Annotated in this window: 12 protein-coding genes and 1 riboswitch; of the genes, 4 read left to right on the top strand and 8 right to left on the bottom strand. The window is 54.4% G+C overall.

Annotated elements, in window-relative coordinates; all coding sequences use genetic code 11:
- Together JN414_RS10450 and JN414_RS10445 are read left to right on the top strand one after the other, a co-directional pair.
- Positions 1 to 280 (top strand): hypothetical protein (locus tag JN414_RS10450; RefSeq protein WP_202207798.1); only part of this gene is annotated, 280 nt, incomplete at its 5' end.
- Positions 277 to 507: a hypothetical protein gene (locus JN414_RS10445; protein WP_202207797.1), complete on the top strand. Its 231-nt coding sequence runs from the start codon at positions 277 to 279 to the stop codon at positions 505 to 507. The genes JN414_RS10450 and JN414_RS10445, both read left to right, overlap by 4 nt.
- Positions 508 to 1,576: 1,069 nt before the next feature.
- Here the strand turns inward: JN414_RS10445 and JN414_RS10440 are convergent.
- The 4 genes from JN414_RS10440 to JN414_RS10425 all read right to left on the bottom strand — a co-directional run bounded on the left by JN414_RS10440 (position 1,577) and on the right by JN414_RS10425 (position 5,753).
- Positions 1,577 to 2,695 (bottom strand): SMP-30/gluconolactonase/LRE family protein, encoded by a 1,119-nt coding sequence (locus JN414_RS10440; protein ID WP_202207796.1) that lies wholly within the window; start codon positions 2,693 to 2,695, stop codon positions 1,577 to 1,579.
- Positions 2,696 to 2,803: 108 nt separating this feature from the next.
- Positions 2,804 to 4,027 (bottom strand): DUF2075 domain-containing protein, encoded by a 1,224-nt coding sequence (locus tag JN414_RS10435; protein ID WP_202207795.1) that lies wholly within the window; start codon positions 4,025 to 4,027, stop codon positions 2,804 to 2,806.
- A complete protein-coding gene (gene ybaK / locus JN414_RS10430; protein WP_202207794.1) occupies positions 4,011 to 4,490 on the bottom strand; it encodes a Cys-tRNA(Pro) deacylase in 480 nt (159 codons plus the stop codon). The genes JN414_RS10435 and ybaK overlap by 17 nt, the downstream gene beginning before the upstream one ends.
- Positions 4,491 to 4,694: 204 nt before the next feature.
- Entirely contained in the window at positions 4,695 to 5,753 is a 1,059-nt protein-coding gene (locus JN414_RS10425; protein WP_202207793.1) for a purine nucleoside permease, read from the bottom strand.
- A gap of 376 nt (positions 5,754 to 6,129) precedes the next feature.
- On the opposite strand from JN414_RS10425, the gene JN414_RS10420 reads away from it, so the two are divergent.
- Positions 6,130 to 8,514: a TonB-dependent receptor gene (locus JN414_RS10420; protein ID WP_202207816.1), complete on the top strand. Its 2,385-nt coding sequence runs from the start codon at positions 6,130 to 6,132 to the stop codon at positions 8,512 to 8,514.
- Between the two features lie 103 nt (positions 8,515 to 8,617).
- Positions 8,618 to 8,699, top strand: a riboswitch (Fluoride riboswitch).
- A 36-nt stretch (positions 8,700 to 8,735) separates the two neighbouring features.
- Entirely contained in the window at positions 8,736 to 10,052 is a 1,317-nt protein-coding gene (locus JN414_RS10415; RefSeq protein ID WP_237389980.1) for a voltage-gated chloride channel family protein, read from the top strand.
- A gap of 2 nt (positions 10,053 to 10,054) precedes the next feature.
- Here JN414_RS10415 and JN414_RS10410 read toward each other — a convergent pair whose 3' ends face one another.
- From JN414_RS10410 to JN414_RS10395, 4 genes are read right to left on the bottom strand one after another with little or no spacing between them, the layout of a single operon-like run.
- Complete coding sequence (locus JN414_RS10410; RefSeq protein WP_237389979.1) at positions 10,055 to 10,348, bottom strand: hypothetical protein; 294 nt, start codon at positions 10,346 to 10,348, stop codon at positions 10,055 to 10,057.
- Positions 10,345 to 11,808, bottom strand: coding sequence for a PepSY domain-containing protein (locus tag JN414_RS10405; RefSeq protein ID WP_202207791.1), 1,464 nt, complete (start codon positions 11,806 to 11,808; stop codon positions 10,345 to 10,347). Before JN414_RS10405 ends, JN414_RS10410 begins: the two co-directional genes overlap by 4 nt.
- Positions 11,805 to 12,128, bottom strand: a complete 324-nt coding sequence (locus JN414_RS10400; RefSeq protein WP_237389978.1) for a hypothetical protein — start codon at positions 12,126 to 12,128, stop codon at positions 11,805 to 11,807. The genes JN414_RS10405 and JN414_RS10400 overlap by 4 nt, the downstream gene beginning before the upstream one ends.
- Positions 12,082 to 14,238, bottom strand: a complete 2,157-nt coding sequence (locus JN414_RS10395; protein ID WP_202207790.1) for a TonB-dependent siderophore receptor — start codon at positions 14,236 to 14,238, stop codon at positions 12,082 to 12,084. The genes JN414_RS10400 and JN414_RS10395 overlap by 47 nt, the downstream gene beginning before the upstream one ends.
- Position 14,239 lies beyond the last annotated feature (1 nt).

The following is a 14,239-nucleotide window of genomic DNA, read 5'->3' as shown; positions in this document are numbered from 1 at the left end:
TAATTCTGTGACGGCCCTTCAGGGTCTCGTAAACCAGTCCCTTGGCAAGGCTGACACGGCAGCTGCCCAGCAGGTTGTCAGTGTCGGCGGTCTCGTCCTCCAGGGTGTTCTTGCGGCCAGTATCTCCCGACTTGCGGGGCATGTGGACGTCAACGCGCTCGATGCCGCGCTGACCAAGACGCTGGAAGGTGCCACGGAACTAGAGCGCGTTCTGGCAGCTGGTCCGGTTGTACAGACACCTGCAAACGAAGCTGCTGACCTCAATCAGCCTGCCCAGTGAATACGGCCAGTCTGGCGATTGTCGGTGTCATGCTCCTCGTGGGCGTGGCATCGGCCCTCGGGCTCTATCGAGCCGGGGGTAAATCGCAGAAAGCCGATACGGCTGACCAGGACGTTAAGGACGCTCAATCTCAGGTGGCACAACAGCAGGCCATGGATCAGCGGGGCGCTGATGCTCCGCAGACCGTGGACGAGTTTCTGGACGCCCTGGACAAGGGGAAAGCGTGATGCGCGTTGTTTTGTTGTGCTTGGCACTAGCTGGATGTGCGCAGCCACGGCTAAAGGTTGTGTGTCCTGCCTTGCATCCCTGGACGGTCGATTTCCAGAAGGGAATGGCGGCCGAGATCCGGGCGCATCGTCAGGAGTGTCCTAACCTTATCGAATCGGCTCTTCAGATGGAAAAAATCCGGAAGAGATGTGGTTCCTAAAATCTTCCGTAGAAACTGGGCAAAAATCCGGGCATGAGTAAAAACGAATGAATAATAAGAACATATGTTATCAATAGGTTATCTTATTTTCGTTAAGGAAACTCTCTCCACCAGGTCTTTTCTTCCAAGAAAATCAATTATTTTGCAGCGTGGACCCCACTCAGTTCTCGCTGTGCGTAGGTCTGACGGCGGTATAGCATCGTCGAAGGTTGATGAGTGCGAAAGACGCACATTGAATCGCTCAATTGCACACTCCATCCTGACGATAAAATCTAGGTGCCTGGTTGATCGCTGAGTGTAGCATTCAGTGTCGCGTTATTAAGTTTTTAAGCGGCACGGGTTTAAACCTGCATATTGGACTTTAAAGTCAGCATAGACCGGTTTCTTTTGCGAGTATTTTCTATCGTCTTGCGAAAGTTGTGTGAAACAAGCCATTCGCCTTGACAGGTACTGCTGCGAACGCCCAATTTTCACTGGATATCCTTTTAGGGGCGCCGGTCATGGAAAGACCTTGGTTTGCGGCGAAGCGAAATGGTTATGGAGCAGGGCGCGCGATAACATGGGAAGGGCGCGTGACCATTCTTGTGTCTATTGGCGCAATCCTTCTGAGCAACATGGTTATGATGTGGGCCAAGAGCATTCCCGTTTTTATCATTTCTCTTATCGTGGACTTTGTGTCGGTCATCGGACTGCTTTGGATTTGCTCTGTTAAAACGGAAGGCGGATGGAAGTGGCGACGGAAAGGCGAGTAACTGTTCCATCCATTGCTCCGATATAAGCTCTATCCCGGCGCATTATGTTTTCGGAAAATGAGTAGGCCGGTGCCGCAATCCGAAGAATGCATTAGAATACGGCGCCGGAACTAGGAGTTACTTAGGTAAAGTAATTTTCACGACAATATATGGTAATTCCTGCATGTCTTTTCCATCGTGGAAGTCTGGCAGCCGTGCCCATTGGCCTATTGTGCAGTACAGGCCGTCTTTCCCGTAGGTCAGGCCATCTGGTTCAATCATACGCGGGTCATGCGCTACGACTGACAATGTGCCATCAGGGGCATGTTTCAGGATCGCGTGGCGTTCGTCATCGGTAATGTAAAGAGAGCCGTCAGGTCCGGTTGCCATGCCGTCTCCCATCCCGCTTTCTCCTTCATCGCGGACGGAGACTTCAATGCGCTTTTCTGTGGCTTTCCAGTCCGACAGAACTGACGTGGGAGCCGCATAGAGGCGACGGCTTGTCTGCGGTTGCCAATAGAGCGTTTGCTGGTCTGGACTGAGGCCAATGCCATTAGCGCCGCCTTGGGGCATTTCGGCTTTGGTTGGATTGTACCGGGCTGCTCTGCCATCCATGACGGCCACAAAGCCCTTTTCGGGCATGACCGGTTTCGTGTCAGACAGAATGCGGCGTTGATGACCAGAGGCAAGGTCGACGACGATCAGCGCGGGATGAATGCCTGTCGAGGTATCAGTAATGAACGCGGTTCCGGCCTTCCCATGGGTCAGATCGATCCGAACGTCATTAACGTGACTATCTGGCAGAAGGGTTGGTGCAGACAAGGTGAGAACGTTCAGAACCTTGTTGGTCGCGGGATCAATCTCAAATAGCTTTTGCGCGCCTGTGATCGTTCCTTTGCCTGCCAGCATTCCTTCATCGAGCACCCAGAAGTGCCCTTTCGCATCAACGGTCATGCCGAGAGGGGAGACAAAATCCTGCTGTGTTTCCGCGTTCGGGAACGGCGTCAGGTGGCCGTCAGCATACGTGGCGAGACGCGGCCCGGAATGGTCTTTGACACTCCTGGGAAAGCCAAGCACCAGGCGACCATCTGGAAGAGCAGCAATGCCGGAGGGCTGTGCATTGGTAAAGCGCCCGATGATTTCTACATTTCCAGAGGAAACTAAGCCCTTGTCTGTTGTTTCCGCAGCATAGGCAGTGGAAGCAATTAAAGGGGCGCTAACGAGTGCGGCAAGAAGGGCTGGATGGTAGAATTTCATGGACCAATCTCCTTGCTGCACTGGATCAGAACGCTGTGCGGGTAACAATTCAAGTTAAGTTGAGCGTTAAAGTTTCAAGCTGGAAAGTCATCATGCAGCAGGCTTGCCCTAGCTGTTTCGTAGTCGCTCTCGAAGCGCGGGGTCATGCGCGTAAAGGTAAAGACCTTTCATTCCGCGGGTGAGCAGGACATTCAGCGCATTTAGAATGATGCGTTCCTTCGCCATCTGTGGAGCAACAATGCCGCTTTGCCCCTGAAAGGCAGCACTGTCTTCGTAGCGGGCTGGATCGACGCGGATGCTGTCAGTCTGAGCATCATAGGAAAGGGAAGGGCCTAGAATGACGCCGGCGTAGTTCAGGTCAAAGCCCTGGATTGTATAGACCGAGCCGACTTCGTCGATTGTGTCAGGGCGTTCGGCCCAGGGAAGCTTTTCATCGGGTTTTGAGCGATCCCATCGCAGGTGGAACCGTCCTTCGTCGATGAAGTGGTCTTCTCCATCCAGCCGATAAGGGTAGTCGTAAGTTGAGAGCAGTCGGCATAGGCCGACTTCGTTATTCCGCTCTTTAAGGTCATCGTAAAGCTGGGCGCAGTCGTCATAAACGCGCAGATCAAAGTCTGGGTCTTGAGGACGCTTTCCGATGTGTCCTTCTGCAAGTTGGTCCAGCCAATGCCGAACTTCTGGACCCGCCTCGACGCGAAACTGCCTGGTTAAGTGCAAGGTCTTGGTTGCTCGGCCGTTCTTGAAACGATCCAGCAGATCCGCAGACCAATGACTCTTGAATTTCAGCACCTGTAACGGGTCAAACACCACGACGACTACGCGGGCCAATGCCAGAATTTCTTCGAGATGGTTCTGTTGCTGAAAATGATTGTACCGGTCAGCCCGGGTGAGAAGCAGATGGGCTTCATCGACCAGAACAATGTCTGCCTTCTGATTGGCTTTGTGCAGGCGGTTGATGAACGTCGTAGGTCTGTCGAAATCGGCCTTGCGAAGAGTTGGCATCTCCGCAGCGACATTACGGTAAAGCTTCAGCATTTCCGGATGATTGACCAGCAGCATATTGCGTGTGCCCGTCATGGGATCATCTGGGTTCTTTGAGCGTGCGCGTGTCTGAATTGCGTTGAAAATTGCATTGAGGACAACGCTCTTCCCTGTGCCGGCAGCGCCTTCAATGATGAGGAGCGCGCTCTGATCTGACAGATGCGCGGAGCAGAAAGAGAGGACGTCGTTTAAAAGCTCCTTCTGCTCAGCGGACAAGTGACGCGACAGGGAAAATTTTGTGATGGCGGCGTTTGTTTGCGCTGAAGAGAGCTTCTCAGTCTGCGGCAACATCGGCCACCTTGGCATCGGTGATACGCTGAGCGTCCGCGGGAGAAATGCGCACCACGAACCCTTGATGACCAGCGTTGATGTAGACGGCTTCCTGTCCCATGGCGTCCTGAGACAGGACAACGGGAATAGATGTGGTCTGGCCGAAAGGGCTTGTCCCGCCGGATTGATAGCCTGTCAGTTCATGGGCCTTTTCCGGATTCATCATTCTTGCATTCCGGCCACCGAATAAGGCTGCGACTTTCTTCAAATTCAGCTTCTGATGAGCGGGGGCCACGACACAGGCTGGCTGTTTCTTGTCGATTTCGACGACGAGCGTTTTGAGCACACTGCCTGGATCAGCGCCGATGGCATCGGCCGCCTGCATACCGATCAGGCCGCCATTCGGATTGTATTCGTAGTCATGCAGACTGAAAGGCACGCCCTGTTTTTCAAGAAAAAGAGTGGCGCTGGTTTCTCGGCTCATGTGTGGTCCCCTGTCTGACCGCGAAGCACCTTGCAGGAGCCGTCGAAGGGGGCACGATCAGTCGATAAACATGTCCGGTCGGCGGCTGAAGCGGGTAGGCGCTTCCATGTCGGGCGCTCTCACGAAAAAGAGAGCCCGACATGCTGTATGAACCCTTCAGCAAGACTTCGCAATATTGTGCCAGTCACAGGGGAGAAGGTCAGTTCAGGGCGTCTGCGCGCCGAATTTGTCCCAGTGTTGCAGCAGTTCATGAATGATGCGGGACCCTACGCGATACCCATTGTCCAGCGCCACTTTTTCTCCATCGTAGCCGCTGTTCATGGACTGAACGGCTGTCATGCCATGGGGCTGCTCGGTGTAATTGGACGCACTACGCAGGACCAGAACACGGTTGCTGTCCACGCGGCCCGCCTGCCCAAGGCGTGTCAGGGCTTCGAGAATGCCAGAATCTTCCATGTCACTGGAGACAAAATGGCTCTTGCCCTGTGTGAGAAGGTGTACCCAGTCCCGTGCAAAACCGGTCATGATCTTGCCGTGCCAGAAGGTATCTGAGCCGAAGTCTCCACCGGTCACAACGGCTGGATGGCCAGCAGCGACGTCGGTAGGTTTGTAGAGCTTGCGCTGGGCTTCGAGCTGGGGCGGATCAGACAGTGTGACGGTCTGAGTCAAGTCATAGGCCCAATGCACCAGAGAGGGATTCAACTGGAAGGCATTGTTGTGCTGAATGCTACCATCAGGCGCGTCCCCGCCCGATAGAGCATACTGGTTCGGCTTCTGAGCCGTGATCATGAAGTAGCCGTATGGCCACTCCTTCGGAGCTTCCCGCTTGTCAATATAACGCGTGATATCCCCGACCACGTAATCCGCGATTGACACCGAACCGACGGATGCAACTGCGGGATCAAAGCCGGAAATGCCGTCCACCATCCAGTAGGCATGACGCAGATCGAATCTTGGATCCGTTGCGAGGGCCATGACGGATGTCGTGGCTGGAGCAATCGGAGTTCCTGTTACCACGACCAGCAGATGGTGTTGCGCATCCGTGTAGATCGGATGAATCCCCAGCGGGAATGGGACCTGCTCTGTCAGGTGCTCTCCTTCGATCCAGGGTTGAAATTCGCCTGCACGATCCCCGGTATCTTGGCCAATTTCGTACGTTGTGAGCACGACGGCCCGGATATCCCAGGGTTTTTGTTTGGCTTCCGCTGGCGTTGTTGCGAGTGCCATGGAGGCCAGGCAACCCAAGGAAAGAGTACGTGGCATGATTTGTTGCACAAAAGAGATAAGTTTCATGTATTCCTACCCTCGTTCCGCTCTCATAATGAGGACACCATACAGGAAAGATATCGAAAAGAAATATTCATCCTTGGTGAGTGTTCTATTATAGGCAACGGAATGATGCCCTTTATAGGTATGGTAATATTTTAAAATATAGATTGGAATATTTAATAATTTACTTCTGTATAAATTAATAACTTGAAATACAATATGTGCATATGTGTGCTTTAAAAGACACACGAAACAAAAAACCAGAATAAACTTTAAAATATAGGTTCGGGAAGTTCTTCGTCTAACTTGTTTTGCTTGGCGTTATGAATATTTTCTGCGCTGCAAACGACATATCTAGGATCGCGTGAAGATGAATTTTGGTGCCAGACGTCTCACACTGCTGACAGCAACTGTGCTGGCCGGAGTATTTTGTGATGCAGCAGCCTATGCTGCGGTCTCACAGGCTCGGGGTAAGCATGCTGCACCAGTTCATCCTCATGCGGCCCCCATCCATCATCGCACGGCTGTTGATGCCAAGGATGCGGAAGCGATTTCCGTTCATGTTTCCCGTCAGGCGCTGAATGGCGGCGGGGGCATGATGCGTCACGAAATGGCATCGCACTCCGTTCAGACCGTCACGCGTCAGTATATTGAGATGCAGAGTCCGGCCAGCACTGCGCTAGACATGATCAAGAACCTGCCCAGCGTCACGGTTTCGACTGTTGATAGCTCTGGCATTCTTGGCGGCAAGATCAACAGCCGCAGCCTGACCGATTCAGACATGGGTATCCTGTTGAATGGCGTGCCGGTCGCAACAGCGTATTACCTGAACCAGAACGTCGACACTGAAAACGTCAACATGATCTCCGTCACGCCGGGATCGTCTGCCATTGATCTGCCGGTAACGTCCGCCGCCGCTGGTATTATGGACTCCCAGACCATGACGCCGTCGCATAAGTTCGGCGGCCTGATGGATTTCTCGTACGGCACAAACAACATGTCCCGTGAGTTCCTCCGTGTTGAGAGCGGCGACATCGGCAATTCCGGCATCCGCACGTTTGCGTCCTTCTCCCACACGCATGCTCGTAACTGGAATGGCCCAGGGACGAACGAGCGTCGTCACCTTGATTTTGGTGCTGCAAAGGACTTTGAGGACGGTTCTTCCGTCAATCTCTTTGTCTCGTGGAACCACCAGTTCACGATGGAGCCGCTCAAGCCAACGGCAAAGCAGTTCCATGACAAGAAAGACGGGATCGGGACGTATAACTACTCCTCCACCTATGACCCGTCGAACCCGTCAAAATACGGCATGCTGAACGGCAATATGTGGGATCAGGTGTTTGTGACGCTGCCTGTCCACATTCATCTTCCGGCTAAGTTCTCTTTCGATTTCAAGCCGTATTACGTTTACAACGGTGGCTACACCTATAACGGAAGCCTCTTTAACGGCGCTGGTCGCAATGCGACCATTGGTCAAGGCGGAACGCCCGTTTCCGGCAGTGTGCCTGCGGCCTCCTACTACAGCGTTTATCGCCCGCACGCCGGAACAGTGGCGAAGCTGAACTATGACCCGGTGAGCTGGGACCATATGGAGCTGGGGTACTGGTTCGATTATCAGGATAACCAGGTTAACAACATGTATTCCGTGTTGCAGACCAATGGCTCACAGCACTTCCCGTATAACACCTCCAAGGGGCTGTACGTGAATGGAACGCGCTATATGCCGTACCAGGGGGATGCTGGCTGGAAGATCCATTCGCTGTTCTTCCAGAATACGGCCAAGTTCCTGCATGATCGCCTGACGCTGAATGGCGGCATCAAGGTTGCCATGATCAATCGCTGGACGGTCAATGGTGCATCGTCAACGCCGCGCAGCGAGCAGAACCAGGTTGTGCCTTTGCCGCAGGTTGGCATCAGCTATCGGATTGATCAGCACAATCTGATCTATGTGAATGCCGAAGGCGACTTCCGCATGCCGGACCCGGGATCGCTTGGTCAGGTTTATGATGCGCAGACGGGTGGTTATGTCGGCAATCCGTACAATCCAAAGTCGCAGTATTCCATCAAGGAAGAACTCGGCTGGCGCTTCGACAATGACTACTTCATGACGGATCTGGAGCTGTTCAACTACTCCATCACCAACCGCCTGCTGTCCACGAGCGTTTACATCAACAATCAGGCCATCAGCTCTACCATCAATGCCGGTAATCAGACCGCACGTGGTGTGGATTTCATGATCTCGGCACATCCGTGGCACCATCTCAGTCCGTATGTCTCCGTCGAGTATCTAAACGCGACGATGGATTCCAATATCCTCACGACTGGCACACTGAATGGCCGGACGGTCAGCGATCTGCTGCCGACCAAGGGTAAGACGGCAGTTCAGTCTCCGCATGTGCATGCGAGTGCGGGCCTGACGTATGATGACGGTCATTTCTTTGCCAATGGCAGCGTCAGCTATGTGTCGTCCCAGTATTCGACGTTCATGAATGACGAGAAAATCCCAGGGTATCTGACGGATAATCTGTCACTGGGTTATCGCTTCAACTCCTATGGCCGGTTCAAGGCACCGAAATTCCAGCTGAATTTCAGCAATCTGGGCGGTGATTTCGTCCGGACTGGCGCCTACAGCCTCGTGTCCAATGCCAAGGCAGCCAAGGGTGTTTATGGCAGCACGATCAGTGCCAGCGGAACGCCGACCTATTACCTCTATCCGCGCTTCAGCGTGACAGGGAACATCTCTGTCGGGTTCTGATCTGGCGGTGGAATATTTCTGAGAAAATGGCGGCCCTTCCTGGAAACAGGGAGGGCCGTTTTTGTGCTGTGAGGATGACAACACGGATGTTGAACGCTAGCATTTCAACAACGGCAATGGATTCTGCCTGACCGTACTGGTCGAACCGCTCTCCTCCGCGAGATGCTGATGATTCCTGTCAAACTCGCTTCTCTAGAAGCATGACAGGAGAATTGCGTCCGATGCCTGCTTTCCATAATTCCCCCCGCGTGGCTGTGACGACATTGCGATGGGGTTTTCTGCTTCTGTTGCTGGGCGGAAGTGTCGGATCTGTTTGTGCCCTGTTTCTCTGGTTGTTGGACCAGGCCACGGACACACGGTTTGAGACCCCTTGGCTGATCTTTGGCCTTCCGCTGGCCGGAGTGGGCGTTGCGCTGCTGTATCAGTGGTTCGGCGGGAAATCAGCCGCAGGCAATAACCTGATTATCGACGAAATTCATAAGCCGGGTGGGGGCGTCCCTTTCCGCATGGCGCCTTTGGTTTTGTTTGGAACGGTTGTCAGTCATCTTTTCGGCGCATCTGTTGGTCGGGAAGGAACGGCCGTTCAGATCGGAGGAAGCTTTGCTGCTGCAATTGGGCGCCTGTTCCGGCTGCATGTGCAGGACATGCGCCTGTTACTCATGGCGGGGATTGCCGCAGGTTTCGGTGCCGTTTTCGGAACGCCTGTTGCGGGGGCTGTTTTCGGACTGGAAGTTCTGACGCTCGGCCGGCTTGATTATGCGGCTCTGCTGCCGGTCGCGGTGGCCTCGATTGTCGCAGACTGGACGTGTCATGCGTGGGGTATCCATCATGCCGTTTATCATGTCGGCTTTCGGGGGATCGCGGCGGCAGACGGTTCGATGTTTCACGTCAACGCCATTTTGCTGGTGAAGGTCGGTTTTGCTGCCGTGTGTTTCGGTCTCGCAAGCCGGGCGTTTGCGGACGGTGTTCATCGCCTGGCAGGCGTCTTCCAGCGCCTTTGCCCATCAGCCTGGATACGGCCTGCGATTGGTGGCGTGCTGACGTTGCTTCTGGTCTGGATACTCGGAACGCGGGACTACCTTGGCCTCGGTACTGTCTCACATGTGGAGGGCGGGGCGAGCATTCTGAACTTCTTTGGAGCTGGATATTATCCCTGGAGCTGGCTCTGGAAATTGGTCTTCACTCTTGTCGCATTGGCAACCGGCTTTAAAGGCGGAGAAGTGACGCCCCTCTTTTTCATCGGGGCGGGCTTGGGAAACGCATTGTCCCCTTTTTTGGGTGTGCCGGTTGATCTTCTTGCAGGGGTGGGGTTCGTCGCCGTGTTTGCAGGGGCGGCCAATACACCTCTCGCCTGTACATTCATGGCGGTGGAGCTCTTCGGCGCGACCGATGTGATTTATTACGCGACTGGGTGTTTCATCGCCTATCTCGTGTCCGGCCACACCGGCATCTATCTTTCCCAAAGGATCGGGACGCCCAAACTGGCTCTTTTCTCGAAAGAGCAGGGGCAGTCGCTGCGGGATGTCCGCAGTCGTTGAAGCTATCTCCGGCGCGGCGGATTTTTCTTGGCGTTCAATGTCGTGCAGAGCAGGGCTGCCAGCAACATTTCTACGCTGAGCAGGCCAAGCCATGTGATGACATCAATGATGGGCGTTTGCGATCCATGGAGTTGAAGCATCAGGCTTAAACCCAGCAGTGCAAAGCCTATCAGTCTAAGGCCGAGCAGATAGGACGCCGACGTGGCTTTTTTGAAGAAAATTCCGCTGCCACGAGCGGAGCCCGCCGCCATCAACAGAATGGAAATCTGCCCACACAGCAGCGTCGCCCCCATCATGGGGAAAGTCTTTTCTTGCGATAGGTATTGATGGCGGCATAGGCGAACGACCCGGCAAAAAATGCGGCCGTTACACTTGTCGCGGCGCTGACACTATCACGCCATGGTGCCCCCAGTGCAGCTATAGCCAGACATGCTAGGGCGCAGGCAGCCAGAAGTTCGGTCCAGGCGGCTTCTGATTTACGGAACAGGGCGAAAATCAGGGCGAGAGCCCAGATGATGAAGACGCACTGAATTTCGTGGTTCTCCCGTCCCGGAAGGCGCGCTGGGAGAATATGGTTTGCAAGAAAATAGGATGCAAAAGCGAGGGGCAGCCCAGCCAGAACCCCGACATTCAGGCGCTCTGTCAGAATGTGCCCTAGATGAGGATTGCTTCTGAGACGTTTGATCGTCCAGAGGCGCATTCCGCTTCCAATAACGGCGGTCAGCATCAGTCCGCACACAAAATAAAGCCATCTCGTCACACTGGGCGCAAAGCGTGCGACGTGAAGACCATACAGGAATGTGTAAGCACCAATGAGTGGTCGCTTTTCGACATGTTCGCTGAGAAGGTGGCCGTTCGTGCCGTCAAAATTCAGGGTGTGTGATGTCGTGCTGACGGTGTTCGTGTTGCCCGATGTGATGGTAATCACTGACGCCTGATCGGTCGGATTGAAGATATAGATCTGTGCGATGCCGGCTTCACCGATGCGTCTTTCTGCATCCTGAAGAATGGGAAGGATGGGCGCGAGATGGCCCGGATGGCCGCTGGGCGGACGGGTATTCAAGGCCGGATTCAGATCTGTGTAAGACGCCATTAGATCATGTTTGTAAATGGCCTGCGTGCTCCATGGGAGAAGCAGGGTCCCCAGCGTAACTGCGCCTGTGAAGGAGATCATGAGGTGGAAGGGCAGGGCCAGAACGCCTAGAAGGTTATGCGCATCCAGCCAGCTTCTCTGTCCTTTTCCCGGACGGAATGTAAAGAAATCCGTGAAGATCCGACGGTGAATAATGACGCCGGAAATCAGGCCGACGACAAGGGTCAGCGCGGCGATAGCGGCGATCAGGCGACCAAACGGGTAGGGGAGTTGAAGCTCGAAATGGAAGCGGTAGAAAAACTCGCCGCCAAAGGTTTGTCGAATGCCGTCAGGGCTGCCGGTTTGTGGGCTGAGTGCTTTCTGCAAATACACGCCTTTGGGGTCAGCCCAGACCCCAAAGGTGAAAGGCTCCTGCTGTGTCGGCGCATTCAGATACCATGCCGGAGATGTCGGGGCATTCTGTGTAAGCCACTCTACGGCGTGGGCGCTTGCTTGAATGGGGGAGATATTAGTTGCGCTCAGTTCTGGCCGCATCCAGACGCTGATTTCCTGCCGGAACACACTGAGCGTTCCAGACAGGGCAATCGCGAAGAGAACCCATCCTGTTATCAGTCCAAGGCCTGTGTGTAGCCAGGCCATGGAGGCACGAAAATTGCCTTTCATGGCCTCCAGCCCTTCAAAAGAGCCAGTCCTCCCGTGAAGAGTACCGCAAGTAGAGTGCCACCAAACGCTTTGCGACCATCGGTAACACCAAAGCAGGTCATGAACGTAACCGGCCAGACCAGCAGGCCGACAAGGATGCCGGCCATAGCGCAATCTGCGCGTGAGAGGGGAAGCCAGAGGCTCAGGCAGACTCCCCCCAGAACTGACAATGCGTATCCGCCGGGCAATGCCGCCAGTAAACGCAATGTCAGATGCTGGTGCGCCGGACCGGACTTACCAGGTGTAGCCAACGCTCGCCTGTGCGTTGCGGCGTTCGCCATAATAGCAGAATTCCTGATTGTAAGAGGCGTAAGCAAGGCAGTTCGCCACATAGTTCTTATCAAACAGGTTGCGGACACTGGCAGCAACTGTCCAGCCATGCAGTCTGTGGGACAGGTTGTTGAGATCGTAGCGGACGGAACCGTCAAAGAGCGCATACTGCGGAATCCAGACGCTGCCGTAGGATGCTTCGCCACCATAGGTCTTGGCAGAATATCGCATACCACCGCCAAAGCCGAAGCCCTTCAGAGGGCCGGATGGCATCGTGTAGAAAACAAACAGGGAGGAATTCCCTTTGCCTGATTGCATCAGGGGCTTGCCGGTTGAATCGTCATGGACTTTCTGGAAGCTGACGGATGCTGTGACCATAAGGTTCTTGTATGGCTCAGCATGTGCTTCGAACTCGAAACCATCTGAATGAACCAGACCACTGGCGGTGCTGTAACCCGTATTCCCGACACCAACCAGAACGTTGGTTTGCTCAATGTGAAAACCGGTTGCTGTCAGCAGGATGCTGGTTCCCGGAACCTGATATTTCACACCGCCTTCAAGTTGCTTGCCGAGAGACGGGGCAGCCTGATGCATGGTCTTTCCGCCATCGCTGGACACGGCGCCAGACTGTGGTTGGAAAGATGTCGAATAGCTGATGTACGGTGCGAGACCGAAATCAAAATGATAGAGGCCGGAGGTGCGCCAAGTAATCTGGCTGGGGCTCTGACGGCTGTCTGAATTGTAATTGGATTCGACCTGATGGGAGCGATACCAGTCGTTGCGGATGCTACCTGTCAGGATCAGGCGGTCCCAGCGGATTTCATCCTGCCCATAGGCGCCCACCTGATGCGAGTCCGTTCGATAGTTGACCCATGGAGACATGGGGGCAATAGCCATCTGGTAGTCTGGATGAAACACGTTCAGGTCAGGCGCTGCGCCGTAATATCCAACTTCAGTCGCGCTCTGCTGCATATAGTCAAAGCCGAACATCAGCGTGTGATGCAGCGGGCCTGTACGGACTTTGCCTTTGAACTGGCTGTCAAACGCCAGGTTGTGGGTGTGCTCGTATGTCTCGATTGCTGAGCGGGCCAGCGTATCGTCGTTGACGTAATACCCCATGTCATAAACGCTGCGGTATTGAGTCTTCACATCGTCATAACGGCCGCGAGACGTGAAGCTCCAGTCATTATTGAATGTATGATTGAAGATGTAGGTAATGGCACCCTGACGACGGTTGTACTTTTCGAAGGACGAATCACCGTCATAGAAATTTCTGGGCAAATAGCCGTATGGCGCCCGCTTGAGCGATCCCACCAAAGGAACGCCACCATAAGTTCCATTGGTGGGGTCGTACTGATAATTACCAAGCAACGTGAGTGTTGTCGGTCCATTTCCGCCGAAAGTCACCGATGGGCTAATGGAGAAGCGTCGGCTTCCGGTGTGCGTTAACTGTGTATGCTGCCCATTGACGGTGCCATAGACCCGGTACCGGACAAGCCCATTGTCTGTTGCATACCCGCCGACATCCGCATCAACGCGATAAAGATCGAACATGCCTCCCGTTGCATTGACCCCGCCGTAGAAGCGCTGGTCTGTTGGCAACTTGCTGGAGAGGGCCGTCAGGCCGCCGGGACTGGATTGGCCATACAGTGCAGAGGCGGGGCCTTTGAGAATTTCAACCCGATCAAGGCGCGATGTGTCGGTCTGTGCAACGGCGTAGCCTGTGGGGCTGTCCTGTAGTTTCAATCCATCCAGAAAGGTTGGGACGGAGAAGCCGCGGAGGGCAAACAGATCGTAACGCGTGCCAACTGCACCGCCGCGCTGGTCCGCGGTGACGCCAGCTGTGTAGCGAACGGCCTGATTAAGGTTCAGAACGCCCCGAACGTCCATCTCATTGCGTGTAATGACCGTAACAGACTGGGCCGTCTCGATCAGGGGAGTATCCGACTTCGTTGCAGACGTCGCCACCGTCGCCATTCTGCGTGCCCGGACAGAAATATGTTCCATTTTAGCAGGCGTAGACGTGGTTTTTCTGTTCGTATGGTGTTCTGGAGTGGCTGTCTGGTCAGCAGCGTGAGCATGGCTGAAAACAAGGCATAAACCGGCAATGGCGGGGGTCATT

Origin of the sequence: Gluconobacter sp. Gdi (assembly GCF_014132155.1) — a bacterium.
In the GTDB taxonomy this organism is placed as follows: domain Bacteria; phylum Pseudomonadota; class Alphaproteobacteria; order Acetobacterales; family Acetobacteraceae; genus Gluconobacter.
This window is presented reverse-complemented; position numbering and strand designations above follow the sequence as displayed.